Consider the following 22,770-nt stretch of genomic DNA (forward strand, 5'->3'; position numbering starts at 1 on the left):
ATGCCAAGCATCACATTCAAGAATCTCAGCAAGTCTTACGGCAGCACCCCAATTATTCGCGAATTCACTGCGGACATCGACGACAAAGAATTTCTCGTACTGCTCGGGCCTTCTGGTTGCGGAAAGTCGACAATGCTCCGCATGATTGCGGGCCTGACCGATATTACCTCTGGCGAATTGCTTTTCGACGGGGAGCTCGTAAACACGCTTGAACCGCGCGCTCGTAATGTCGCCTTTGTTTTCCAGTCCTATGCCCTTTACCCACATATGACCGTCCAAGAAAACATCGCTTTTCCTCTTATTATGGATCGTTTTAAAGGCTGGTATCACATTCCCATACTCAATTCGATTATGAGACGTGTTCTCGCAAACAGCCCCGATGTCCGCGACCGTGTGACCGAAGTCGCAGAAATGCTCGAGTTGAGGGAGTTGATGAAGCGGCGCCCGAAAACCCTGTCTGGTGGACAACGTCAACGTGTCGCCGTTGCTCGTGCACTAGTTAGAGATCCTTCTTTGTACCTGCTCGATGAGCCGCTTTCCAACCTTGACGCAAAACTCCGAACACAGATGCGTGGGGAGATTTCCGCACTATTTAGAAGGGTCTCTAAGTCCTTCGTATATGTGACTCATGACCAAGTCGAAGCCATGACGATGGCTACCCGCATTATTGTTTTGAATCACGGCGAGGTGCAGCAAATCGGCACCCCCAATGAAATCTATAACAGCCCTTCCAATACCTTTGTTGCGAGCTTTATCGGAGCACCTGCAATGAATCTAATTCCAGTGACAGTATCTTCTGGTCGAACGGTTATTCGGGATGGCTCCCAGGCGATCAGCGTCCGATGCGAACAGCCGGACGGTGACTACCTATTGGGCATTCGACCAGAAGTCATAGCTTTGGCAGATGCAGGAACTGCATCCGAGGCTTATGTCACTTCCTTGGAACACTTGGGGGGCGAAACTGTCATTGGATTTCAATTCAAAAAACCGAGCCAGAGCAACCTCCTTGCCGCTACCGCAGTTTATTCCAATCACTATGCGCGAATTCCTGGTCGAATTGAACTCAAACCGGGAAGTGTGCAGGACTTCGATATTAATATCACCGCTGGGGTCTGGTTCGACGAAAAAACCGGGCAAGCCCTTAACGTCAACTCAGAGGAATTGCAGAGAAAGGAATGACTCTTGGCTTTTTATCAGGACCTCGGGATTAGCACCGTAATCAACGCGAAAGGAACTTTCACGGCATTGGGGGGTGCCCTTATGTCGGATGAAGTTCTCGCCGCAATGAACGAGGCTGCTCGTTGTTCCATTGACATGCACGAGCTACACATTGCTGCAGGCAAACGGCTGGCGCAACTCACTCAGAATGAAGCGGCATACGTCACATCCGGTTGTGCTGCCGCCCTGGTATTGGCGGTTCTAGCCATCCGGAATAATGGCGACCCATCCGGGATTATTTCTTTTCCCGGTCACGCGGAGCGACCTTTTGAAGTTGTCATGCACACGGCACATCGCATCCCATACGATTCCGCGCTGGCTCTAGCTGGCGCAACGATCCGCCAAATCGGCAATGCTCAGCAAACCTTTGAGTGGGAGTTAGAGGCAGCAATAACCAAGGAAACTGCCGCAGTCCTATACGTGCCCGGAACACACCTCGCACAGGTTGCACTGCCGCTTGATGTTGTCGTTGCTATCGCGCACGCCAGAGGCATTCCTGTTGTAGTCGACGCCGCAGCACAACTTCCTCCGGTTGAGAATCTCTGGTCCTTTACGCGGGACCAGGGTGCGGATATCGCTGTTTTCTCCGGCGGTAAAGCCCTGGGCGGCCCTCAAGCATCTGGCCTGATGGTAGGCCGAACTGATTTGATAGAAGCCGCGCGACAGAATGGTGCGCCCTATCAGCGGTGGGCCAGGGCGCTGAAAGTCGGTAAAGAAGAGATTGCAGGCCTAATCACCGCCGTATCACGTTTCGTCTCTTTAGACCACAGGGCAGTTCATCAAGACTGGCTGAAGACAGTTCAGAGTTGGCACGCGGCCTTCGAAGACACTCCTGGAGTAATTGCATCAATCGAACCGACGAATGAAGCGGGTCAGCCAGTTCCCCGTCTACATCTCGGTATCTCCAATCCTGAACGTGCCCGAAAGGTTTTGGACTTCATAGACGCATCCAATCCTCGTGTAATGGTCCTGCCCGATATGCGCAACGGGCAGCCACATGGGCTCTGGTTGACTCCCGAGATTCTCAAAGCTGGAGAGCCAGGGAACGTCCAGAACGTTGTGCTCAGTTCCATAGACCAATCAAAATGAGGAAGAGATGATCAAAAAAGCTGTAACCACTCTCGCCGCTCCACCACCAACCGGGGCATATAGCCAGGGGATCGCCGGCAATGGTTTCTTCTATACCGCCGGCTTTGGTCCTCAGGATCCCCTTACCGGCGCCCTCGCTACCAGTGTTGGCGAGCAAACTCGGCAGGTATTGAGGAATATTGAGGCCGTCCTGCAAAGCGCTGGTCTCACGACGGACGATGTTGTCAAGGCGACGGTGCACCTCCAGGATCTTGAACGTGACTTCGAAGAATATAACTCGTCTTATTCTGAGTTCTTTAAAGAGCCCTACCCTGTTCGAACAACAGTTGGCTCGCAGCTTAGAGGGATTTTGGTTGAAATAGACGTCGTTGCAGCGTTACCAAAATCTAGATAGCAACTTTGCCAAATCATCGTAAAGTCATCGCCGCTTCATCTCAGCTTGAGGAGCGCGAGTAAGCGATCTCAATTAAACAAAAAGTAAGGGCAGTCAAAATGAAGATCAGATCAGTTCAGGCTATTCCCGCGAGCATTGCCTACAACCATCGTGAGGTCAGCTTCCAAGTGGCACGCGATGGTGTGTCGGACGTTGTCGTGCGAGTGGAAACGGAAGACGGCACTGTCGGATGGGGAGAGTCGTGCAGCGGCAGCGACACGGTTTCAATCGTCGCGGCAATAGAAGCGATGTCGGCGTTCGTGGTCGGCCGATCACCGTGGGATGTCGAACGGATGAGAAAGGATCTATTGCACCATGGACTCTGGCAATTTCGCGAGGGGACAGCCAATTTCGCTTGGGCCGGAATCGACATGGCCCTATGGGACTTGTGCGGTAAGGACGCTGGTGTGCCGGTCTACAAGCTACTTGGAGGGGCAGTTCGCGACAGCGTCAACTACTTCTACTACCTTTCTTGGGATAATGAAGAAGACATGCGCCAACAATGCGCGCGTGGCCTTTCCTTGGGGTACGGCGTGTTTTACCTCAAGGTCGGTAGAGATATCGAGGCCGACGTGAAGCGAGTCGCTCTGGTCCGCGAGATCATCGGCACGAAGCCGTTGCTTCGGTTGGACGCAAATGGCGCTTGGTCTCCTTCCGAAGCCATTTCAAACCTCAGAAAACTCCAAGAGTTTGACATCGATTTCATGGAGCAACCAGTGAAAGAAAGCCCCCCTGAATTGATGCGGCGGGTTCGGGATAGTGGAATCATGCCGATTGCAGCCAATGAAGGATTGTGGACAGAGGCGGATGCCATAAGTCGAATCCTCGCGGAAGTAGCGGACGTCTATTGTTTCAGTCAGTATTGGGTCGGCTCGTTGCGTAATTTCCAGTTCATCGGTTCGCTTGCCGGCCGACAGGGCGGAACGGTTTGCAAGCACACTCATGGTGAATTTTCTATCGCGGCAACTGCCGCTCACCACGTGCTCCTGACACTGCCGAAGATCGTGGAAGGCAACCAACAGACAAGCGCCCACATGACCGCCGATCTCTCTGAGGTTCCGATTAAGGACGGCCCTAAATGGGGTTTGCCAATTGCCCCTGGACTGGGCGTTGAAATCGACCAGGACCAACTTGCTGATGCTTCCGCTAGGTACCAGAGAGACGGTCAGTTTCTCCCTTATCAGTTGGACGACCTCCGAGCGGGGTGGCGGCTGTGATGCGCTGACGAACTACCGCAAGTTGGTGGCAAGCAGCTTTGGCGGAACGAAATGGGTATACGCCGCCTATGCTGACGGCCCGAGTCTCTTGTCGATACTGAAGAGAAAATCGCTGCGCGAGTGAATGACCTCGCACACGAACGGTGGCGTGCGCTTCCTAGCGCGTTGTTATCTAAAGGCGATCTCGCAGGCCCCCTTTGTGCCTCCGCCAAACGCATTTCTCAACCTAATCGGGCTTCAAATGCTTGTCTGCCAAGTCTTATCAGGCCATTCCAAAGCGGGCACAGCAAGTGGACCTTGTATCGTCAGTGAGCTTATTTGCGTCTCAGATATCCAGTTCGTGGTTAAAGGAAAAACTGGAAGTCGAACGCTCCGATCGGACAATACACGTGGACTGGGAGCCCTTCGCCCATTGATTGATGACTACAAACCACACTTGAGCGACAACCAAAGGAGAAGGCCTCCCGCCAATCAATCGAGTGTTACCAACGCAATGAAGGAGTGCCTGTAGCTCGTTAGAAGAAAATACTCCGCGCCGTCGACTCCACGCTCAGGCGAATGCCTTCCGGCAGGAAGAGTGATACCACCGGAGGCCGCCAGTAGGCAGCGAGTTCGATAGTGGCACTTCGCCCGTCGCGCGTGACCGCACGACTGATTTCGAGACCATCGAGCTTCGTCGCGCCTGCGCCAGCGATATACCCCTGAGCCGCTCGGTTTACGGCGTCATCGGTCATCAGGGGTCGCACGAAACTCCCGGTTTCTCCGATAACCACGGACGAGAGTTCGAAAGATTCTGATGCGGCCAATGCCGCCCCATCGGCAAGGCTAAAGAGTCGCTTTCGTTCGAGATACAGACTCGTGGCGGCACTGACGCCAAGAATCAGAGCCAACGCAAGTGCTGCACTGAAAATGATCAGAATGAGAGTCGACCCCTCCTCAGAGGTGTGAGATCCGTCTTCTTTCATCAGTCACCACTCCAGAAACGTGAGACGTGTTGTGTGGCCGTCGCATTGACCGGAACGCGCGCCAGTCTGTCGAGTCCCAAAACGGCCGGAACTAAAGGCAAATCTACTTGGAGCGTGATGGCCACCGTGACGCTCGCCAATCGGTGGAGACACGGAGTAGTTTGGGGCACACACGTTATTGTCATACCCACAGCCGCATCGCCCAGCCCATAGTCATCCAGGCCAAAGGCGAGTGCTCGTTGGGCACGAGCAAACCCCTCCGCTTCGGTGGGCGCCTGCACAAAAACGCGCGCCGCCTGCCGTGCGGCGCCTTCCGCGGCCAGAGCCGCACCCTGAACTGCCGACAGGACGAGCACCAGATACACCAACGGAACCAGCAACAGGAGCCCCGCGGTGATGAATTCCAGTGATGATGATCCCTCGTCAGGGGCGCGAAAGAGGCGTCGACCGTCGCTGAGCCCGCTGTCACTCAATAACTTCACGCGCTGCATGCCCACTCACCTCCAACGATTGGGGCGGACCCCACAGGCCCAGCAAAGGTAAGGGCGCACGAACCGTGACGATGATTGCCGGGTGCCCCAGCCACATCTCATACTCGACTCGAACGTCCTGCGCGTACTGCTCACCCACAGCCGTTTCAATCAAGTCCCGGGTGCGATCGTGCCCCGCCGAGAGGCTCGAGTCGGCGAGGGCAGCCCAGCGAGCACCTTCGGCCGCGGCATCCTGAACGGTATTGCGAACGTGCAAGACCAGTGCTAACTGCAACACCCCAAGAACGAGGAAAAGTAGGAGTGAGCTCACAAAAACAAACTCGACGACGGTCGACCCCTCCTCCGCCGAACCCGGTGTCGAACCCGACTTCGGAGTGTTCGGCGCCGCCCCCACGGGCGTGTTCCCCCATACCGTCATGACAGACTAAAAACTGATGACGCGATTGATCGCTTGATCGAAGACGGTTCCCAGCGCCGGGGCGGCCAGTGCCCAAATTGCGACAACGAGCCCTGCCGTCATGATTGTGATGAGCACCCAGCCGGGAACGTCCCCCTGCTCGTCATGGAGTCGCTGCAAAATATATTGATACATGGTTCACTCTTTTCTCTTTTGCTGTGGATGTTGCTGTGGATGTTGCTGTGGATGTGAGGGTGGTGCCCTAGAAAGAAAACCCCGTCTGGATAACGAGAAGTCCGGGAAAGACCGCAAAGAGGATTGTCACTGGAAGGATGAGAAATACGAGCGGAACTAACATGACAACCTCCTTCTGGCCCGCTTTCTCCAGAAGCTCGCGTTTGTCGTCCTCGCGAGCATCCTGAGCCTGCGCTTGCAGAACGGCCGCCAAGGGAGACCCGCGATCGAGCGCCCCGAGAATTTGTTCGATACCGCTGGGCACGGCCGGTAGCTGAAGGCGTGCAGAAAGTTGACGCAAAGCGGACGCCAAGGGAACCCCGGTATCGACCTGTCGCATGACGTGTCCGAGCTCGCCGGCGAAGTCACCAGAGCCCACCTGAGCAACCCGCCGAAGGGTGTCGGTGATGGACTCCCCCGCAGCCAAGCACAACGAGGTGAATTCGAACACGGTCGGCAGTTCACTGGTGATCCTGGTAGCCCGGCGTTTGACGGCGGAGCGGAGGGCGAATTCGGCGGCTAAGCACCCGGTAACAAGGCCCACAACGGGGACAACGGCAAGTCCAATGGGAGTGGTCGTGCCAAAGAAGCCCGTGGCAAGATCTATGACCACGCCCGCCGCGAGACCACCGAGAGCCCACAATAATTGGCGGGCTCGAAAGCCTTCCAAGGTGAGGGGTGCCCCCGCCTGGGCCAAGCGACGCAGAGTCTCGTGTTTGTTGCCCAGAAGCCCCTCGCTTAGCGGGGTGAACCGACGCACCGAAACGGCGAGGATTTTGCCCAAGACCGACACTGGGTCCCCTGGCAATCGCGTCGAGAGGCGGAATGCTTCGGGGGAAAGATCGGCCACGAAGGGTGCTACGCGCTGGGTTAGGGGAATTCCCCCCAGCCGCGGCACCGTGCTCACGACAATCCAGAGCCCCAACCCGAGGATCGCCCCCAGCACCAAGGCGAATGCAACCACGGTACTCATGCGAACCACCGCCGCGGTTGCGGCAAAATTGCCACCGCGAGCATGATGCGATAGGCCACCAGGCTCAGGCCAAATCCGATGAAGATCACCGTGATTCCCGCCGGAGAATTGTAGGCGGCCGCAGCTTCGGGTCTCGTCGCCAAAAGGGCCAATACGACCCAGGGTGCAGCGACACCAATGCGGGCGGCGGAACGAATCCAGCCTTGACGCGCCTCCACCTCCTGGCGAATGGCAGACTCCTGCCGCAAATAACCACCCAGAGTGCGCAAGATCGTGGTGACTTCACTGCCGCCAACGTGACGGGCTAAGCGAAGGGTCTCCAAGATGCGATCGGCCGCTGGATCAGCCCACGTCGTTTTCAAGACGTCGACGCAGGCATCGAAATTACCGGAGAGCCGATACTGCCGTTCAAACTCGCCTGCGGCATGGTGCACCACCCGCGGCGACAAGGTCGTCAAAGAAGAGAGCGCCGCCGGCAACGACGCCCCGGCTCGAAGTGCAGAAACAAGAGAGTCGACGACATCGGGCCACAGTGTTCTCATGAGGAGGCGTTCCTTGTGGGCCTGTCTCCTCATCACAAGGCGAGGGGCGCTCGCGGATGCGACCGCAAAAATAACGCTCAGGCCGATAACACCGCTTAAGGCGAACGTGAGAAAACCAACGATGACCCCGATGAGAAGGGAAATCCCCAGAACCGTCACCCGGTTGGGGTGTCTGTTGGCCAGCGGACGCGCCACCGCCGCACCAGCTGGATTGTGTCGCGGCCAGGCCCACACCGACAGCACCAGAAGCGTTCCCGCCCCGAGGGCGCAGCCGAGGAGTAAAGCCAGCGCCGGCAACCCATCGAATCTCATAAGGGCGCCCGAAGAACAGCGCTGGGGTCAAAGCCGGCCGTTTCAAACTTGTGCAGGCGCGTTGGCATTGAACCGGTCGGAGTCAGAACGCCGTCGCGAATGTCAAAAATGGTGACCGCCTCGAGGTGAGCACCGAGCACGGTGCCTGTGGGCATTACGATTTCGCGGATTCGGCGACGCCCGTGGCGATCGAGCTCGCAGTGCACAACCATGTCGATGCTGGAGGCGACGGTTGGCATAACGAAGGATGCGTCGATGTTGCGCCCGGCCAATAACGGAAGGGTACAGAGCTTGGCTAACGCATCCTGAGCGCTGTTGGCATGAATGGAACAGGCTCCCGGCAGCCCGCTATTGAGAGCAATCAGAAGGTCAAGGCTCTCGGCCTCGCGGACTTCCCCAACCACGAGACGATCGGGACGCATGCGCAAAGCCTCCTTGATGAGGCGACGCAAGTTTACTTCCCCCGTACCTTCGAGACTTGCCTGACGGCACTGCATGGCCACGACATCGCGGGAGGACAAACTGAGCTCAAACGTTTCTTCGACCGTCACAATTCGCTCGTTGGGCCTGGCCGCCGAAAGGAGAGCATGGAGCATCGTCGTCTTGCCCGCCTGGGTTGCTCCCGAGACCAGAATGTTCAGGCCCGCCAAGACGCTCATGCGCAAAAATTCACTCGAGAGTTGCGTGAGGGAATTGCCTTCAACAAGGTCGCTGAGGCGTCGGATATTGCGCGAAAACTTTCGAATGTTGACGGCCCAGTGACGGCTCGTAATGTCGGGAATGGTGACATGAACGCGGGAGCCATCCGGCAGGGACGCATCCACAAAAGGGCTCGACAAATCGACGCGCCGCCCGGAACTTTGCAGCATGCGTTCCACCAGTTCGTGCACGGTAGTTTCTGTCAGGACCAGTGACGTGAGCTCGGCCACGCCGTTTCGGGCCACAAAAACTCGGTCCGGAGAATTGATCCAGATTTCTTCAATCTCGGGGTCATCCAACAGAGGTTGCAAAGCCCCCAGCCCGGTAAGTTCTGACATTACTGCGTCGAGTGCCCGTTGTTCATCGGCCAAAGAATGCAACCCGGCCCCGCCCCCAACCTCGGCGGCGACGCGTAATTCGTCCTGGGCGATGGCTTCAATCAGCGCAACAGACGCCGTCTTATCGCACCGCACGCGAGCACGCACGGCCTCGATGATCACGGCAACAGAATCAGACATGCTCCGAAGTGTGTCGACAAAGCGTCATGGGCAGGGGAAGTTATCCACATGGAGCACCGATAAACTAGGGACGCGTCATTCGCGGGAGTGGTGAAATTGGTATACACGCCAGATTTAGGATCTGGTGCTTTCGAGCGTGAGGGTTCAAGTCCCTTCTCCCGCACAACATACATTAAGAGCCGGAGATGGGGGTGTGGCGCCGTGCTTCACACCGCAGTTCTTGACACCCAGCTGACCGATTTCGTTGCCACCGTCGGCGTCTTCGTCTTTTACCTCGCCGTATGGGGGCTGGTTTTTGCGGGAACGGGCCTCTTCGTTGGCGTTTTCATCCCCTTTATTACGGGGGATTCACTGCTCTTCGCCTCTGGCTTAGTCACCGCCGCCAATCCCCAGCTCGACATCTGGATTCTTGCCGTGGGGGTCGGGCTCGCTGCTTTCATCGGTGATCAAGTCGGTTTCGTTCTCGGGCGACACCTCGGTCGCCCCTATCTCGATAAAAAGAGTGGGCCGCGCATGCAGCGCATCATTGCCCGAACGGAGCGATTCTATAATTCCTACGGCTGGTGGGCCGTGGTGGTTGCCCGCTTCATTCCGTGGGCGCGTGTCTTCGTGCCCTGGATAGCCGGCATTGGAAAGATGAACTATTACAAGTTTTTGACCAGCAACCTCGTTGGCGCTCTCGCGTGGGGCGTGGGGTTGTCTCTCACCGGTTATTTCGCTGCCTCGATCCCCGGGGTAAAGGCTGCCGCGTACATCATCGCGGCCTTCTTCATCACGGCCTCCTTGGTCTTTGGTTTTCGCACGTGGCTTCTTGACCGCCGGGAGCGAACTGCCAGAAAAGCATCGTAAACTTTCACCTATGCATAGCGCCCTCATCCCATGGCTTGACCCGACCACGCTGATTGCTGGCTTTGGCCCTTACGCGCTATTGGGCGTCGCCTTCATCATCTTTGCTGAAACGGGCCTGCTCATCGGCTTTCTTCTCCCGGGTGACACGCTCCTGATTGCCGCCGGCGTCCTCACCGTTGAGAATGCTTTTGGTGCCAACATTTGGGTGGTCTGTGGGGCCATCAGTTTGGCCGCGTTCCTCGGTGGTGAAGTGGGCTATCTGATTGGCCATAAGGCCGGCCCCCGCATTTTTGAGCGCCACGAAAATGGTCTCTTCAGCAAGAAGAATGTAGAACGGACCAACGCTTTCTTCACGCGCTACGGCGGGTTTGCCGTTATTTTGGCCCGCTTCGTTCCGATCATTCGCACCTTTGCTCCCGTGGCTGCTGGCGTGGGCCACATGAACTACAAAAAGTACACGCTGTATAACTTGATAGGCGCCCTCATCTGGGGCACGGGGCTGACCATGATCGGTTTTGGTGTGGGCCACATCCCCGTCGTGGCCGCGTTTGTTCAGAACTACATTGACATCGTTCTCTTGGGCGTCATTGTCATTGTGCTGATCCCCACGATCTATCACTACATCCAGGCCGTCGTGAAGGGCCGCAAAGAGAAGGCCGCCCACGCCGCCGCGACCGCGGCTGGCACTCCCTCCGAGAGGTTGGTCCTTGACCCGGCTGTGTTCTCGCAAAAGCATGATGGTGCGCACGAAGCCGAAGAAAAGTAATGCCCTCCGAGGTACTGCGTCTCACTGCTTTTAGCAATGACCCCGAAGGGGGAAACCCTGCCGGTGTCGTTCTGGATGCCGCCGGCCTCAGCGATAAAGAAATGCTGGCCGTTGCCGCCGAGGTTGGCTACTCCGAGACCGCATTTCTCATCGCTCGCCCCAAGGACGGTCCCGAAGCGTTCGATATTCGCTATTTCTCCCCGGTGGGCGAAGTCGACTTTTGCGGCCATGCAACGATCGCGGCCGGAATTGCCTTGGGCCAGGAAAACGGTCCCTCAACCTACGAATTCAACTCAAACGCGGGCCCCATCGAAGTTGAAGTTTTTGAAAACGGCGACGACCTTGTCGTCACCCTCATTTCTCCCGCTGCCTCGGTTCGCCCTCTGACGGACGATGCGCTCGAAGCCCTGTTGGAGGCACTCGATTGGGACAGTGAAGATCTCGACCCGCGGTTTACTCCGGCGATTGGGTTTGTGGGCAACGCGCATCCGGTATTGGTAGCCGACTCGCGTGACCGACTAGCCGAGCTTGATTACGACTTCGACGATCTCTTCGACCTGATGACCGCGGAGGGGTGGACGACGATCCAACTGGTCTACCCTGACGAAGGCGACCCCAGCACCCGCAAGTGGCATTCTCGCAATCCTTTTCCGATTGGTGGCGTCTACGAAGATGCCGCAACAGGATCGGCGGCGGCGGCGCTGGGTGGATACCTGAGACACAACGGCATCGCCGGTGTCGGCGACCAAATCCAGATTCTTCAGGGGGATGACATGGGGCGACCCAGCCTCATTCTGCTGACGGTCGGTGGTTCTCAAATGCAAATCTCCGGAACGGGAATTCAGCTCTAACGCCCTTATTGCGGTAAGAAGGCCGGGGTCGGTACATCTTTCTCGTCGTTCACGATGGCCGCGACAATGCGCGTGGCCACGATGCTCGGGGTTAGACCCGTCGGCATGGCCGGCGCCGTGCCTGCAATGGGACGAGTCGCCAGGCCCGTCTCGGTGTGTGGCGGGCGCGCATCCAGAACACGGATGCCCACGCGGCGCAGTTCCCTTTGAGCCGCGGACACGAACGCGTTGAGGCCCGCTTTGCTGGCCGAATAGACGGCCATCCCCGCGGTGGGCGAGTCGGCAACGACGCCGGCAATTGTCAGAATAAAGGGCTCATTTCCCGCCTGCCGTGACGCCGCGAGCGCCGGCACGGCCGCTCTGATTAATTGGATGGGGACGGTTTGGTTGAGGGTCATCACGGTAGTCAAGGTCTCGTCCGAAATCTCGGCAGCGGGCCCAAAGGCCACGACCCCGTGGGCGATCACGATGCCGTCGAGTTCGCCGGCATCGGTGACCGCATCGATGAGGGCCTGAGCAGCACCAGCCGCCAGAAGATCAACCGAGAACATCTCGGCGTCCAGCCCTAACGCCTGCAAGCTCTCGGCGCTGCGAGCGCTCAACACGAGTTGGGCGCCCTGCGCAGAGAGCTCACGGGCAATCAGGGAACCGAGACCGCCGGTTGCTCCGGTCACGAGAATTCGGCGGCCACTCAGTTCAGTCATGCACCAACACTAAGGGGTTTTAACACCTCGCTTGGCTCATCGATGAGAAATTGCGCATACGCTCCCACTGTGAGGAAGGTCGGGAAGTTATCCGTGTCGAGAGCAACCTGACGAAAGACCGTGATGGCATCGTCAAAACGATCTCCCGGGCTCCGTGTGAGGTCATCACGCATCTGAGTGATGAGGTTCTCGACGAGGGCCTGCGTGATCCTCGTGCCCTCGCGAGTGACGACACCGTAGTGAATCCATTGCCAAATTTGTGAACGAGAAATCTCGGCCGTGGCCGCATCTTCCATGAGGTTGTCGATAGCGGCAGCACCGACGCCACGCAGCCAGGATTCGATATAGCGAATTCCCACCGACACGTTGGAGCGCACTCCGGCATCGGTCACGTCGCCCCCGATCGACTGGATGTCAATGAGGTCCGCAGCCGTTACTTCCACCTCGGGGCGAAGGCGGTCGACCTGATTGGGCCGCTCTCCCAACACGGCGTCAAACTCTGCGCGTGCCGTGGCAATGAGATCCGGATGCGCGACCCAGGTTCCATCGAATCCGTCCCCCGCTTCTCGACGCTTGTCATTGGCAACATTCTCGAGTGCGCGAGCGGTGACCTCGGGGTCACGACGATTGGGAATGAAAGCACTCATGCCCCCAATGGCATGTGCTCCCCTCTTGTGACAGGTCGCCACCAGCAACTCGGTGTACGCCCGCATAAACGGCACGGTCATCGTGATCTGTGCGCGATCGGGGGTGAGGAACTTCTTTCCTGCGCCTCGAAAGTTTTTGATGATAGAAAAAATGTAATCCCACCGACCGGCATTCAGGCCGGCACAGTGGTCGCGAAGCTCCCACAAAATCTCGTCCATTTCAAACGCGGCAGGAATCGTCTCAATCAGGACGGTGGCCCGGATGCTGCCGTACTCAATGCCGAGGCGATCCTCGGCAAAGGTGAAGACGTCATTCCACAACCGAGCTTCGGCATGAGACTCAATCTTGGCCAAGTAGAAGTAGGGGCCCACCCCCCGCGCGATCAGCTCGGCGGCATTGTGGAAGAAGTACAGTCCGAAGTCAACCAGGGATGCAACGGCCGCCGAAGGACGTTCCGACCGGTCCAGGTAAGTCAGGTGCTTCTCGACCAAGTGCCAACCACGCGGACGCATGACGATGGTGGGCGTCACGGTCTCCGTGATTTCGTACGTCTTTCCATCGGATTCAAAGTGGAGCTGACGACGAATGGCATCGAACAGCGAAACCTGGCCGCCGATGATGTTGGCCCAGGTCGGGCTCGTGGCATCTTCCAAATCTGCCAGCCAGACCTTCGCACCGGAGTTCAAAGCGTTGCAGGCCATCTTGGGATCCGTAGGTCCCGTGATTTCGACACGGCGGTCCTGCAACCCCGGGCCGGCTCCGGCAACCCGCCACGACGCGTCCTCGCGGATGTGGCGAGTGGCATTCTGAAATGTTGGGTAGCGACCATTTGCCAGGTGAGTGCGTGTTACCAAGCGGGCGGCGAGCACGTCATTGCGCGTTCCCGCGAACAGATCATGAAGTTCTGTGATGAATTCCAGAGCTTCGGTGCTCAGGATGTCGTCAAAACGTGGACCCATTGGTCCATCTATGGTGATGGATGACATGATTTTTCTCCTTGTCTTTGGTGAGGGGTTTAGTGGAACTGCTGGGCTTCGGTGGAGCCCACGAGAGCGAGTGTCTCTGACGCAGGATTAAGGGCAGTCGAGATGACGTCAAAGTAACCCGTACCGACCTCGCGCTGGTGCTTGGTCGCGGTGTATCCATCGGCTTCACTGGCGAATTCTGCCTCTTGAAGCTCAACATAGGCGCTCATGGCCCGATCCTTGTAGCCTTTGGCCAGAGTGAACATGGAGTGGTTCAGCGCGTGGAATCCCGCGAGTGTGATGAACTGGAACTTGTAGCCCATGGCGGCAAGATCGGCCTGGAACGTCGCAATCTCTGCGTCGGTCAGGTGCTTCTTCCAGTTGAACGAAGGGGAACAGTTGTAGGCGAGCATCTTGCCCGGGTACTGTGCGTGAATTGCCGAAGCGAATTCGCGGGCTAGGGCCAAGTCAGGTTCGCCCGTTTCCACCCAGATGAGATCGGCGTACTCAGCAAAGGCAAGCCCGCGGGTGACGACAACGTCGAGGCCAGGCTTGACGCGGTAGAAGCCTTCGTTCGTGCGCTCCCCCGTCGCATACTGACTGTCGCGAGGATCCACGTCACTCGTGAGAAGATCCGCCGCGAGGGCATCGGTGCGGGCAATAACAATGGTGGGAACGCCGGCCACGTCCGCCGCGAGGCGAGCAGCGTTCAGTGTGCGAACATGCTGCTGGGTGGGAATGAGCACCTTGCCACCGAGGTGACCGCACTTCTTCTCGGACGCGAGCTGGTCTTCCCAGTGCACGCCCGCGGCACCAGCAACAATCATGGACTTCATCAACTCGTAGGCGTTCAGGGGGCCACCAAATCCTGCTTCAGCATCGGCAACAATTGGGGCGATCCAGTCGACCGTAGCGTCACCCTCGACGCGCTCAACCTGATCGGCACGAATCAACGCGTTGTTGATCCGGCGCACCACCGTGGGTACCGAGTTGACGGGATAGAGGCTCTGGTCGGGGTAGGTCTGGCCTGACGTGTTGGCGTCGCCGGCAACCTGCCATCCGGAAAGGTAAATGGCCTTCAGACCGGCCTTGACTTGCTGAACGGCCTGGTTACCCGTGAGCGCTCCGAGGGCGGGAACAAACTCTTCTGTGTGAAGAAGGTGCCACAGGTTTTCTGCGCCGCGACGAGCGAGAGTGGCTTCTTCGACGATAGAGCCCCGTAGACGAATGACTTCTTCGGCCGTGTAGTCGCGACTGATTCCAACCCAGCGGGGGTCGGTATCCCACTCGTGCTGAAGTTGTGCTGCGGTCTGAATCTGGTCTCCGGTGCGAAGTGTCATTGTGATCTCCCTTGATCTTTCTGCTGAATTGCGGCTCTAACTCGAGTATTTGCCCGTTTGACGCCGATAGACCACAAATTGCGCGCAGAAGATTGACAGAACTTCTGTTTTGTGAAACCTTCCACAGACCGCACTGGCGTGCGAGCATGGAGACATGCCTGACACTCTCGATGCCCTCGTTATCGGTCGCCGCATCCGCGATATCCGGACCAGCAAGAAAATGACCCTGGATGACCTCGGTGCCGCAATTGGGAGGGCCCCCTCGCAGGTGTCCGCTTTGGAGAACGGCAAGCGTGCGCCGCGCATCCTGCAGCTTCAAGCCATTGCGACTGCGCTGGGAGTCGGATTGAACGAACTGCTGACGGTTGAGCCCGCGAACGAACGCACTGCGAAGGAAATTGAGCTCGAACGAGCGCAGCGAAATGGCATGTTTTCGGCGCTGAAGATCGCGCCGCTGCGGGTGGGAAAGGGCATGAGTGATGAGGTGCTTGACACGATTCTTGGGCTTCAGCGCGAAGTGGCTCGTTTGCACTCCGAACGAGCAGCAACCCCCGAGGAGGCGCGACGGGCCAACGCTGAATTGCGCGGAATCATGCGCGATCAGAACAACTACTTCGACGATCTTGAGTCCAAGGCTCGCGAACTTCTTGCCGTGATCGGGCATACCGGAGGGCCCCTCAGTGAGCGCCTAACGGCAGAACTCGCAACGTACCTCGGGTTCTCGCTGCATTACGTCACGGACCTTCCCGGCACCACTCGCTCCGTGACCGACACCAAGAATGGCCGCATCTACCTGCCGGTTCGGCGTGAGGGACGCGACCCGCGAACCAGCCTGCTTCAGGCACTCGCCGGACACGTTCTCGGACACACCGAGCCTCACAACTATGGAGATTTCTTGCGCCAGCGCGTCGAGACCAACTATCTTGCCGGTGCTCTGCTCATTCCCGAGACCAGCGCCGTGACGTTTCTCACCGAGGCCAAAAACCTGCGCCAATTGGCCGTCGAAGACCTGCGCGACAATTTTGCTGTTGGCTACGAAGTTGCCGCGCACCGCTTCACCAACTTGGCGACACGTCACCTCGATATTCCCGTGCACTTCCTCAAAGTGCACGAGAGCGGCACACTGTCGAAGGCTTATGAGAACGACAACGTAGCCTTCCCCACCGACATTTTGGGAGCTGTGGAGGGGCAACTTGTGTGCCGTAAATGGAGTGCCCGGCAGGTGTTTGCGAGTGAAGATAAGTTCACGCCGTACCACCAGTACACCGACAAACCGGCGGGAACATACTGGTGCACCTCCCGCATCCAGAACACGGAACAGGGTGCGTTCTCCCTGAGCGTGGGAACACCCTTTGCCCACGTGAAATGGTTTCGTGGACGCGACACGACAACCCGTTTTACCTCGTCATGCCCGGATGATGTTTGCTGCCGCCAAGCCCCTGACTCACTAGCAGCCAAATGGGCGGAATCATCTCGGCCAACCGCACGCATCAATTCGAGCCTGCTCGCCGCCGCCCCGCGCAACAATTTTCGCGGCGTCGACGTGCGCGAAGTCTACGAATTTCTCGAGTTGCACTCCCCCAGCACCTCGTAATACGTATTCGCGACGGTCAAGACACTCGATTTTCTGCCGAAGCAGGGCGTCACGAAAGGGTAACCATACTGTTGGGGGGTGTTCGGGACTCTCGTTCTCGGCTAGGTTCGGGGAGATGGATGCTACGCAGTCAACGCCGGTAACGTCGAACATTTCTGTCAGGCGGGGTGACCCGCTGGTCGTTATGAAGGATGTCGACAAGCATTACGGAGAACTTCACGTTCTGAGAGACATCAACGCCGTGGTCAACCGTGGTGAAGTGGTCGTCGTGATTGGGCCCAGCGGATCAGGCAAGTCGACACTGTGCCGGGTCATCAACCGACTTGAAACTATCGACTCCGGTCTCATCACAATCGACGGCCAACCGCTGCCGGCCGAGGGTAGGGCTCTCGCCCACCTCCGCGCCGACGTGGGCATGGTTTTTCAAGCCTTCAATCTGTTCGCGCACAAGACCGTGCTAGAAAACGTGACCCTGGGGCCCATCAAAGTACGCGGCCTATCGAAGGTCGCGGCCGAGAAAAAAGCCTTGCTCCTGCTCGAACGCGTTGGGGTTGCCGACCAAGCAAAGAAAATGCCGGCACAGCTCTCCGGCGGTCAACAGCAGCGCGTGGCCATCGCCCGGGCGCTGGCCATGGAACCCAAGTTGATTCTGCTGGATGAGCCAACCAGCGCGCTTGACCCAGAGATGATTAACGAGGTTCTTGAGGTCATGGTTGACCTCGCAAACGACGGCATGACGATGATTGTCGTCACCCACGAGATGGGCTTCGCTCGCAAAGCCGCCAACCGGGTTATTTTTATGGCCGAGGGCGAAATCGTCGAAGAGGCCACCCCCGAGCAATTCTTCACCAACCCCCAGAGCACGAGAGCTAAAGACTTCCTCTCGAAAATACTTGCCCACTAACCGGTGTGCAGGAACTCACTGCAGTTAGGAGAAATACTATGAGGCTCCACAAAGGCCAAATTATTTCGGCCATTACCCTCGCGGCCGCGCTCGCCCTGAGCGGATGCACGGACTCGGGCGCACCCGGCGCAAGTGCACCCGTCGCGGAAGCGCCTACATTTGCTCCCGGAACCACGATGGAAAAACTGAGCACCGCCGGCACAATCACGATCGGCACCAAGTTCGACCAACCGCTGTTCGGCCTCAAGGGTCCGGACGGTAATCCGGTCGGCTTCGACGTCGAGATCGGTAAGCTCATCGCCGCAAAGCTCGGCATTAGGCCCGAAAATATTGTGTGGACGGAGACCGTGTCGGCCAACCGCGAGCCCTTCCTCCAAAACAGCCAAGTAGACCTCGTGGTCGCGACGTACACAATCAATGACACGCGCAAGAAAGTTATTGATTTTGCTGGCCCGTACTACGAAGCCGGTCAAGATCTGCTGGTTCTCGCCGGAAACCCGGAGAAAATCACCGGGCCGAACGATCTCACCGGCAAGCGGGTCTGTACCGTCAGCGGCTCCACCTCTGAACGGAACATCGCCGCCTACACAACTAACGTGATAGCGACCGACACCTACTCGAACTGCCTCGGCCCTCTACGAAGTGGCGAAGTAGTGGCCGTGACCACCGACAACGTCATTCTGGCTGGCCTTGCCGACCAAAATGTGGGCGAGTTTGAGATGGTTGACAAGCCATTCACAAAAGAGCCCTATGGCATCGGATTACACAAGGATGACACTGCTTTCCGTGCCTTCATCAATGATGTTCTAGAAAAGTCCTATAAAGATGGCTCCTGGGCCGCTGCGTGGGAGGCGACCGCTGGGAAGGTGCTCGGTACGCCGACGCCGCCCGCCGTGGTGCGTTACTAACCATCGTCATTAATAATTGACGAGTCGTGGCCCGCTCGGAACAACCTGCGGGCCACGGCTCACCAACACACGTCGGATATCCGCACAGATCACACAGAGGAGGTGAGTTATGGACGCAATCATCGAAAATCTGCCCGTGTTTTTAGAAGGTTTTAGAAACACGCTGAGTCTTCTCGCGATTGCCGGCATCGGTGCACTCGTGCTCGGCATCATCCTCGCGGCAATGCGCATCTCACCCGTGGCATCCTTTCGTGGATTCGCCACCGTGTACACGGAACTCGTCCGCAACACTCCCCTCACCCTTGTCCTGTTCTTCTGCGCCTACCTCCTCCCGTACCTGCAGTTTTCACCCGGCTATTTCACGTTGGCTGCAATCGGGCTCACCGTCTATACGTCACCGTTCATCGCCGAGGCACTGCGCTCCGGGATCAACGGAGTACCCCTCGGGCAAGCAGAGGCCGCCCGCAGCATCGGCCTGACATTCGGCCAGACGCTCTCCTTCATCATCATGCCCCAGGCCGTGCGCATGGTCATCCCTCCGCTGATCAACGTCTTCATCGCCCTCACTAAAAACACCTCGGTCGCCGGCGCGTTCTTCGTTTTCGAACTTTTCGGCGCCGCCCGCAAAATCACCAACCTGCGCGGGGATGAAGTGTTGGCGATTCTGCTTGCCGTGGCAGTCTTCTACCTGATCATCACTATCCCTCTCGGCTTGATTGCCGGGAAAATCGAGCGGAAGGTCACGGTCCTCCGATGAGCTCGGTTCTCTATGACGCTCCTGGCCCGAAGGCTATTGCCCGGTCGCGTGTCCTCTCCATCATCGGCATCATCCTCATCGCGGCCGGCCTTGTGTGGCTTATCCTCGTTCTGGGCGCCCCCACTGTTAGCGCCAATGGTGCTGTCCAGCCGGGTCTATGGAGCGTGACACGCTGGGATGTCTTCAGCGATGTACAGGTCTGGCGCACACTCGGGCAGGGCGCCCTCAACACACTCAGGATGGCCGGCGTCGCCGCCGTGTTCGCGCTGGCGCTCGCGGTACTCTTCTCTTTCGGCCGGGCATCAGAAACCAGATGGATCCGAGTTCCCACAACCATCGTGCTCGAATTCGTACGCGGCATGCCCGTGCTACTGATGATGCTCTTCATCCTGCTCGTATTCTCGACCGGCTCTTTCTGGGCCGGCGTTGCCGCTCTCTCTGTCTACAACGGCGCCATCATTGGCGAGGCGCTACGGGCCGGCATCAAATCTTTGCCGCGCGGGCAACGCGAGGCTGGGTTGGCGATCGGACTGACCCCGATTGCGACGCGGTTTCGGATCGAATTCCCCCAGGCCTTCCGGCAGATGCTACCGATCATCATCGCGCAACTCGTCGTGTTACTGAAGGACACCTCGCTGTCGTTTGTGGTGGCCTACGATGAGCTCCTGCGGTCCGGCGTGTACAACCTCTCAAACTTTTTCGGCAACCGCTACTCCTTCTCTTTCTTCTTCGTCGTGCTCGCCATGTACCTCACAATCAACTTGTCTCTCTCCTGGCTGGCCCGCGTCATTGCCAGGCGCTCGAGGTCCAGGGGCCACTAAAACCCGAGTTTGCCGGATTCCAGGAGATCGGCAAGTGCCTTCAAGGCTCGTGAACGGTGGCTCAACGCGTTTTTCTTGGCAGGTGGTAGCTCTGCCGCAGAACCGGTGTTTCCTTGCGGAATAAAGATTGGGTCATAGCCAAAACCGTTCTGACCCCGGACTTCGCGAGCAATCTGACCGGGCCAGTCCCCCGACACGACGGCCTCGAGAGCTCGGCTGCGCTCGGTCGCCGGAACGACAATGGCGATATGGCAGGTGAAATGCGCGTTACGGTTGGTGTCGCGCACATCGGCGAGCTGTTCGAGCAAGAGCTGCACGTTGGCGGCATCGCTACGCGCTGCTCCGGCCCAGCGTGCAGAGAAAATTCCGGGGGCTCCCCCGAGAATGTCGACGCAAATTCCGGAATCGTCCGCGAGCGCAGGCAACCCGGTGTGCGCCGCGGCGGCGCGGGCCTTGATCAGAGCATTCTCTGTAAAACTTGCCCCGTCCTCAACGGGCTCGGGACCGTCGTAAGCAACGATGTGAAATCCACCACTGAATCCGGAGGCATTGCCTTCGCCCGCCGCTCCCAGAATGGCCTCGAATTCGGCCACCTTGTGCAGGTTATGCGTGGCCAGCACGAAGGTGCGGTGCGTTGTGGCGTCTTCGGGCATTACGCGTCGCGGCCGAGCGCGTGCTTTTGCAGGACGGTCAAGTCGACCGCGCCACCGAGCGCCAAGTCGAGCAATGCGTCCAACTCGCGGCGATCGAACGGGGCCGCTTCTGCGGTTCCCTGCACCTCGACGAAGAGCCCTCGACCTGTTACAACGACGTTCATGTCCGTTTCGGCGCGAACATCTTCGGTATACGCCAAGTCGAGCATGGGAACGCCATCAATGATGCCAACGGAGACAGCGGCGACGCTGTCGATGAGTGGTTCTGACTTCTGCCCGATGAACTTATGTTCCCGACCCCATTCGATGGCATCGGCGAGCGCAACGTAGGCGCCCGTGATAGCCGCCGTGCGGGTTCCGCCATCGGCTTGAAGAACGTCACAGTCAATGACGATGGTGTTCTCGCCCAGCGCTTTCATGTTCACAACGGCGCGAAGGCTACGGCCGATCAGGCGTGAAATCTCGTGGGTGCGGCCACCAATTTTGCCCTTCACCGCTTCGCGATCCATGCGGGAATTTGTCGAACGCGGCAGCATGGCATATTCGGCGGTGACCCAACCTTTTCCTTTGCCCGCCATCCAGCGCGGTACGCCGTTCGTAAACGATGCGGTGCACAGCACCTTCGTGCGCCCGAAGGAAATAAGCGCTGACCCTTCGGCCTGATCGCTCCAGCCACGCTCGATCGTGATCGCGCGGAGTTCGTCATTGGCGCGGCCGTCTACCCGGAAGGTGGTTTCTGTCATGGGGTGCTTTCTTCTACAGAGGGAGGGTAATAACGCCGGTGGGCGTGTAATCAACGGATTCGACCTGGGGTCCCAAGAAGAGTCTGGCCAGGCGGATGAACTCCTCGGCGTTGGCGCCGGTGGCTTCGTAGCGGTAGACCGGAGGCGTGGGGGAAACGCGGTCAAGCTCGCGATTGACCAGTTCGCGATACACATCTTTGGCGGTCTCGTTGTCACTGGAAACCAAGCGCACCCCTTCACCCATGACGTACGCAATGGCGCCCCGAAGAAAGGGGTAGTGTGTACACCCCAACACCAGCGTGTCGATGTCGGCGTCAATCAGAGGTTGCAAGTAGTCGCGGGCAACGCGCAGAACGTCGGTGCCACTGGTTTGCCCCGCTTCGACGAACTCCACGAATCGCGGGGCCGCATGGGTGAACAGTTCTAGATGCGGTGCTGCCGCAAAAGCATCGTCGTACGCCAGGCTGTTGATCGTGGCACTCGTGCCGATGACCCCAATGCGGTTGTTCCTCGTCGCCGCCAGTGCCCCGCGAACAGCCGGTTGGATGACCTCCACGACTGGAACTGAATACCGCTCCCGGGCATCCCGCAACATTGCCGCACTCGCGGTATTGCATGCGATGACGAGCATCTTGACGCCCTGGTCCACGAGTTCATCGAGAACGTTCAGGGAGAAGGTTCGCACATCGGCTATCGACTTGGTTCCATAGGGCGAGTGCGCGGTATCGCCGATATAGGTCAGCGACTCATGCGGGAGAGAATCACGGATAGCGCGCGCCACAGTGAGCCCGCCGACGCCTGAATCAAAAATGCCGATAGGGGCATTTCTATTCATCTTTCATCTTCTCGTAAATGTCTTTGCAGCTCTGGCAGACGGGAAACTTGTCGGGGTCTCGGCCCGGAGTCCACTTCTTGCCGCACAACGCCCGAACAGGCTTGCCGGAGAGGGCCGACTTCAAAATATCGTTCTTCTTCACATAGTGCGAGAAGCGATCATGGTCGCCTTCGTCTAACTGTTCGTCGCGCAGCAGCTCTTCTAGCTCGTGGTCGAGGGTAGCCGTGCCGCCCCCACCCTCCAGAGGCGAACCGTCAGGATTGGATGCTGTCATAAGGTAATTCTACGAGTTTTGCACTGCAAATGCTTGGACGGGGTCCCGGTTGCCGAGCGGTTGAGGGGTC

At 58.2% G+C, this 22,770-nt stretch carries 26 protein-coding genes and 1 tRNA gene; 13 read left to right on the plus strand and 14 right to left on the minus strand.

Annotated features, from left to right (window positions below):
• The 4 genes from FB555_RS05515 to FB555_RS05530 all read left to right on the plus strand — a co-directional run bounded on the left by FB555_RS05515 (position 1) and on the right by FB555_RS05530 (position 3,957).
• A complete protein-coding gene (locus FB555_RS05515; RefSeq protein WP_182484460.1) occupies positions 1-1,179 on the plus strand; it encodes an ABC transporter ATP-binding protein in 1,179 nt (392 codons plus the stop codon).
• A gap of 3 nt (positions 1,180-1,182) precedes the next feature.
• Positions 1,183-2,307, plus strand: a complete 1,125-nt coding sequence (locus FB555_RS05520; protein WP_182484461.1) for an aminotransferase class V-fold PLP-dependent enzyme — start codon at positions 1,183-1,185, stop codon at positions 2,305-2,307.
• Between the two features lie 7 nt (positions 2,308-2,314).
• Positions 2,315-2,701, plus strand: coding sequence for a RidA family protein (locus FB555_RS05525; protein WP_182484462.1), 387 nt, complete (start codon positions 2,315-2,317; stop codon positions 2,699-2,701).
• 98 nt (positions 2,702-2,799) lie between these two features.
• Positions 2,800-3,957: a mandelate racemase/muconate lactonizing enzyme family protein gene (locus FB555_RS05530; RefSeq protein WP_182484463.1), complete on the plus strand. Its 1,158-nt coding sequence runs from the start codon at positions 2,800-2,802 to the stop codon at positions 3,955-3,957.
• 515 nt (positions 3,958-4,472) lie between these two features.
• On the opposite strand, the gene FB555_RS05535 is transcribed toward FB555_RS05530, so the two are convergent.
• From FB555_RS05535 to FB555_RS05565, 7 genes are all read right to left on the minus strand, one after another.
• On the minus strand, positions 4,473-4,922 hold the full coding sequence (locus FB555_RS05535) for a pilus assembly protein TadG-related protein (protein ID WP_182484464.1): 450 nt from the start codon (positions 4,920-4,922) through the stop codon (positions 4,473-4,475).
• Positions 4,922-5,413 (minus strand): hypothetical protein, encoded by a 492-nt coding sequence (locus tag FB555_RS05540; protein ID WP_182484465.1) that lies wholly within the window; start codon positions 5,411-5,413, stop codon positions 4,922-4,924. The genes FB555_RS05535 and FB555_RS05540 overlap by 1 nt, the downstream gene beginning before the upstream one ends.
• Entirely contained in the window at positions 5,388-5,831 is a 444-nt protein-coding gene (locus tag FB555_RS05545; protein WP_182484466.1) for a TadE/TadG family type IV pilus assembly protein, read from the minus strand. The genes FB555_RS05540 and FB555_RS05545 overlap by 26 nt, the downstream gene beginning before the upstream one ends.
• Before the next feature lie 6 nt (positions 5,832-5,837).
• Positions 5,838-6,005: a hypothetical protein gene (locus tag FB555_RS05550; RefSeq protein WP_182484467.1), complete on the minus strand. Its 168-nt coding sequence runs from the start codon at positions 6,003-6,005 to the stop codon at positions 5,838-5,840.
• 67 nt (positions 6,006-6,072) lie between these two features.
• A complete protein-coding gene (locus FB555_RS05555) occupies positions 6,073-7,017 on the minus strand; it encodes a type II secretion system F family protein (protein WP_182484468.1) in 945 nt (314 codons plus the stop codon).
• The gene (locus FB555_RS05560; RefSeq protein WP_182484469.1) at positions 7,014-7,871 is read right to left on the minus strand and encodes a type II secretion system F family protein; all 858 of its coding nucleotides are present in this window, start codon (positions 7,869-7,871) and stop codon (positions 7,014-7,016) included. The genes FB555_RS05555 and FB555_RS05560 overlap by 4 nt, the downstream gene beginning before the upstream one ends.
• Complete coding sequence (locus FB555_RS05565; protein WP_182484470.1) at positions 7,868-9,088, minus strand: TadA family conjugal transfer-associated ATPase; 1,221 nt, start codon at positions 9,086-9,088, stop codon at positions 7,868-7,870. Before FB555_RS05565 ends, FB555_RS05560 begins: the two co-directional genes overlap by 4 nt.
• Before the next feature lie 81 nt (positions 9,089-9,169).
• On the opposite strand from FB555_RS05565, the gene FB555_RS05570 reads away from it, so the two are divergent.
• From FB555_RS05570 to FB555_RS05585, 4 genes are all read left to right on the plus strand, one after another.
• A tRNA-Leu gene (locus tag FB555_RS05570) sits at positions 9,170-9,251 on the plus strand.
• Between the two features lie 38 nt (positions 9,252-9,289).
• Entirely contained in the window at positions 9,290-9,937 is a 648-nt protein-coding gene (locus tag FB555_RS05575; protein ID WP_182484471.1) for a VTT domain-containing protein, read from the plus strand.
• 10 nt (positions 9,938-9,947) lie between these two features.
• Complete coding sequence (locus FB555_RS05580; RefSeq protein WP_182484472.1) at positions 9,948-10,703, plus strand: DedA family protein; 756 nt, start codon at positions 9,948-9,950, stop codon at positions 10,701-10,703.
• Positions 10,703-11,554, plus strand: coding sequence for a PhzF family phenazine biosynthesis protein (locus FB555_RS05585; protein WP_182484473.1), 852 nt, complete (start codon positions 10,703-10,705; stop codon positions 11,552-11,554). The genes FB555_RS05580 and FB555_RS05585 overlap by 1 nt, the downstream gene beginning before the upstream one ends.
• Before the next feature lie 5 nt (positions 11,555-11,559).
• Here FB555_RS05585 and FB555_RS05590 read toward each other — a convergent pair whose 3' ends face one another.
• The 3 genes from FB555_RS05590 to aceA are packed head-to-tail and all read right to left on the minus strand — an operon-like array spanning position 11,560 to position 15,211.
• Positions 11,560-12,258: an SDR family NAD(P)-dependent oxidoreductase gene (locus tag FB555_RS05590; protein ID WP_182484474.1), complete on the minus strand. Its 699-nt coding sequence runs from the start codon at positions 12,256-12,258 to the stop codon at positions 11,560-11,562.
• A complete protein-coding gene (gene aceB, locus FB555_RS05595) occupies positions 12,255-13,892 on the minus strand; it encodes a malate synthase A (protein WP_182484475.1) in 1,638 nt (545 codons plus the stop codon). The genes FB555_RS05590 and aceB overlap by 4 nt, the downstream gene beginning before the upstream one ends.
• A gap of 29 nt (positions 13,893-13,921) precedes the next feature.
• Positions 13,922-15,211: an isocitrate lyase gene (gene aceA, locus FB555_RS05600; RefSeq protein WP_182484476.1), complete on the minus strand. Its 1,290-nt coding sequence runs from the start codon at positions 15,209-15,211 to the stop codon at positions 13,922-13,924.
• A gap of 154 nt (positions 15,212-15,365) precedes the next feature.
• On the opposite strand from aceA, the gene FB555_RS05605 reads away from it, so the two are divergent.
• The 5 genes from FB555_RS05605 to FB555_RS05625 all read left to right on the plus strand — a co-directional run bounded on the left by FB555_RS05605 (position 15,366) and on the right by FB555_RS05625 (position 20,195).
• Entirely contained in the window at positions 15,366-16,805 is a 1,440-nt protein-coding gene (locus FB555_RS05605) for a helix-turn-helix domain-containing protein (protein WP_182484477.1), read from the plus strand.
• A 184-nt stretch (positions 16,806-16,989) separates the two neighbouring features.
• On the plus strand, positions 16,990-17,709 hold the full coding sequence (locus FB555_RS05610) for an amino acid ABC transporter ATP-binding protein (RefSeq protein ID WP_425485597.1): 720 nt from the start codon (positions 16,990-16,992) through the stop codon (positions 17,707-17,709).
• A gap of 38 nt (positions 17,710-17,747) precedes the next feature.
• A complete protein-coding gene (locus FB555_RS05615; protein ID WP_182484478.1) occupies positions 17,748-18,617 on the plus strand; it encodes a glutamate ABC transporter substrate-binding protein in 870 nt (289 codons plus the stop codon).
• Positions 18,618-18,726: 109 nt separating this feature from the next.
• Positions 18,727-19,374 carry an amino acid ABC transporter permease gene (locus FB555_RS05620; RefSeq protein WP_182484479.1) on the plus strand — a complete coding sequence of 216 codons (648 nt, stop codon included), beginning with the start codon at positions 18,727-18,729 and terminating at the stop codon, positions 19,372-19,374.
• Complete coding sequence (locus FB555_RS05625) at positions 19,371-20,195, plus strand: amino acid ABC transporter permease (RefSeq protein ID WP_182484480.1); 825 nt, start codon at positions 19,371-19,373, stop codon at positions 20,193-20,195. Before FB555_RS05620 ends, FB555_RS05625 begins: the two co-directional genes overlap by 4 nt.
• On the opposite strand, the gene rdgB is transcribed toward FB555_RS05625, so the two are convergent.
• Genes rdgB through FB555_RS05645 form a run of 4 tightly spaced genes read right to left on the minus strand, consistent with a single transcriptional unit; the run spans position 20,192 to position 22,700 of the window.
• Positions 20,192-20,848, minus strand: coding sequence for an RdgB/HAM1 family non-canonical purine NTP pyrophosphatase (gene rdgB, locus FB555_RS05630; RefSeq protein WP_182484481.1), 657 nt, complete (start codon positions 20,846-20,848; stop codon positions 20,192-20,194). The two genes, FB555_RS05625 and rdgB, sit on opposite strands and share 4 nt — an antisense overlap.
• Positions 20,848-21,591 (minus strand): ribonuclease PH, encoded by a 744-nt coding sequence (gene rph / locus FB555_RS05635; RefSeq protein WP_182484482.1) that lies wholly within the window; start codon positions 21,589-21,591, stop codon positions 20,848-20,850. The genes rdgB and rph overlap by 1 nt, the downstream gene beginning before the upstream one ends.
• 13 nt (positions 21,592-21,604) lie before the next feature.
• Complete coding sequence (murI, locus tag FB555_RS05640) at positions 21,605-22,426, minus strand: glutamate racemase (protein WP_182484483.1); 822 nt, start codon at positions 22,424-22,426, stop codon at positions 21,605-21,607.
• Entirely contained in the window at positions 22,419-22,700 is a 282-nt protein-coding gene (locus tag FB555_RS05645; RefSeq protein ID WP_182484484.1) for a DUF3039 domain-containing protein, read from the minus strand. The genes murI and FB555_RS05645 overlap by 8 nt, the downstream gene beginning before the upstream one ends.
• Between the last annotated feature and the right edge of the window lie 70 nt (positions 22,701-22,770).

The organism is Alpinimonas psychrophila (assembly GCF_014137865.1).
Classification (GTDB): domain Bacteria; phylum Actinomycetota; class Actinomycetes; order Actinomycetales; family Microbacteriaceae; genus Alpinimonas; species Alpinimonas psychrophila.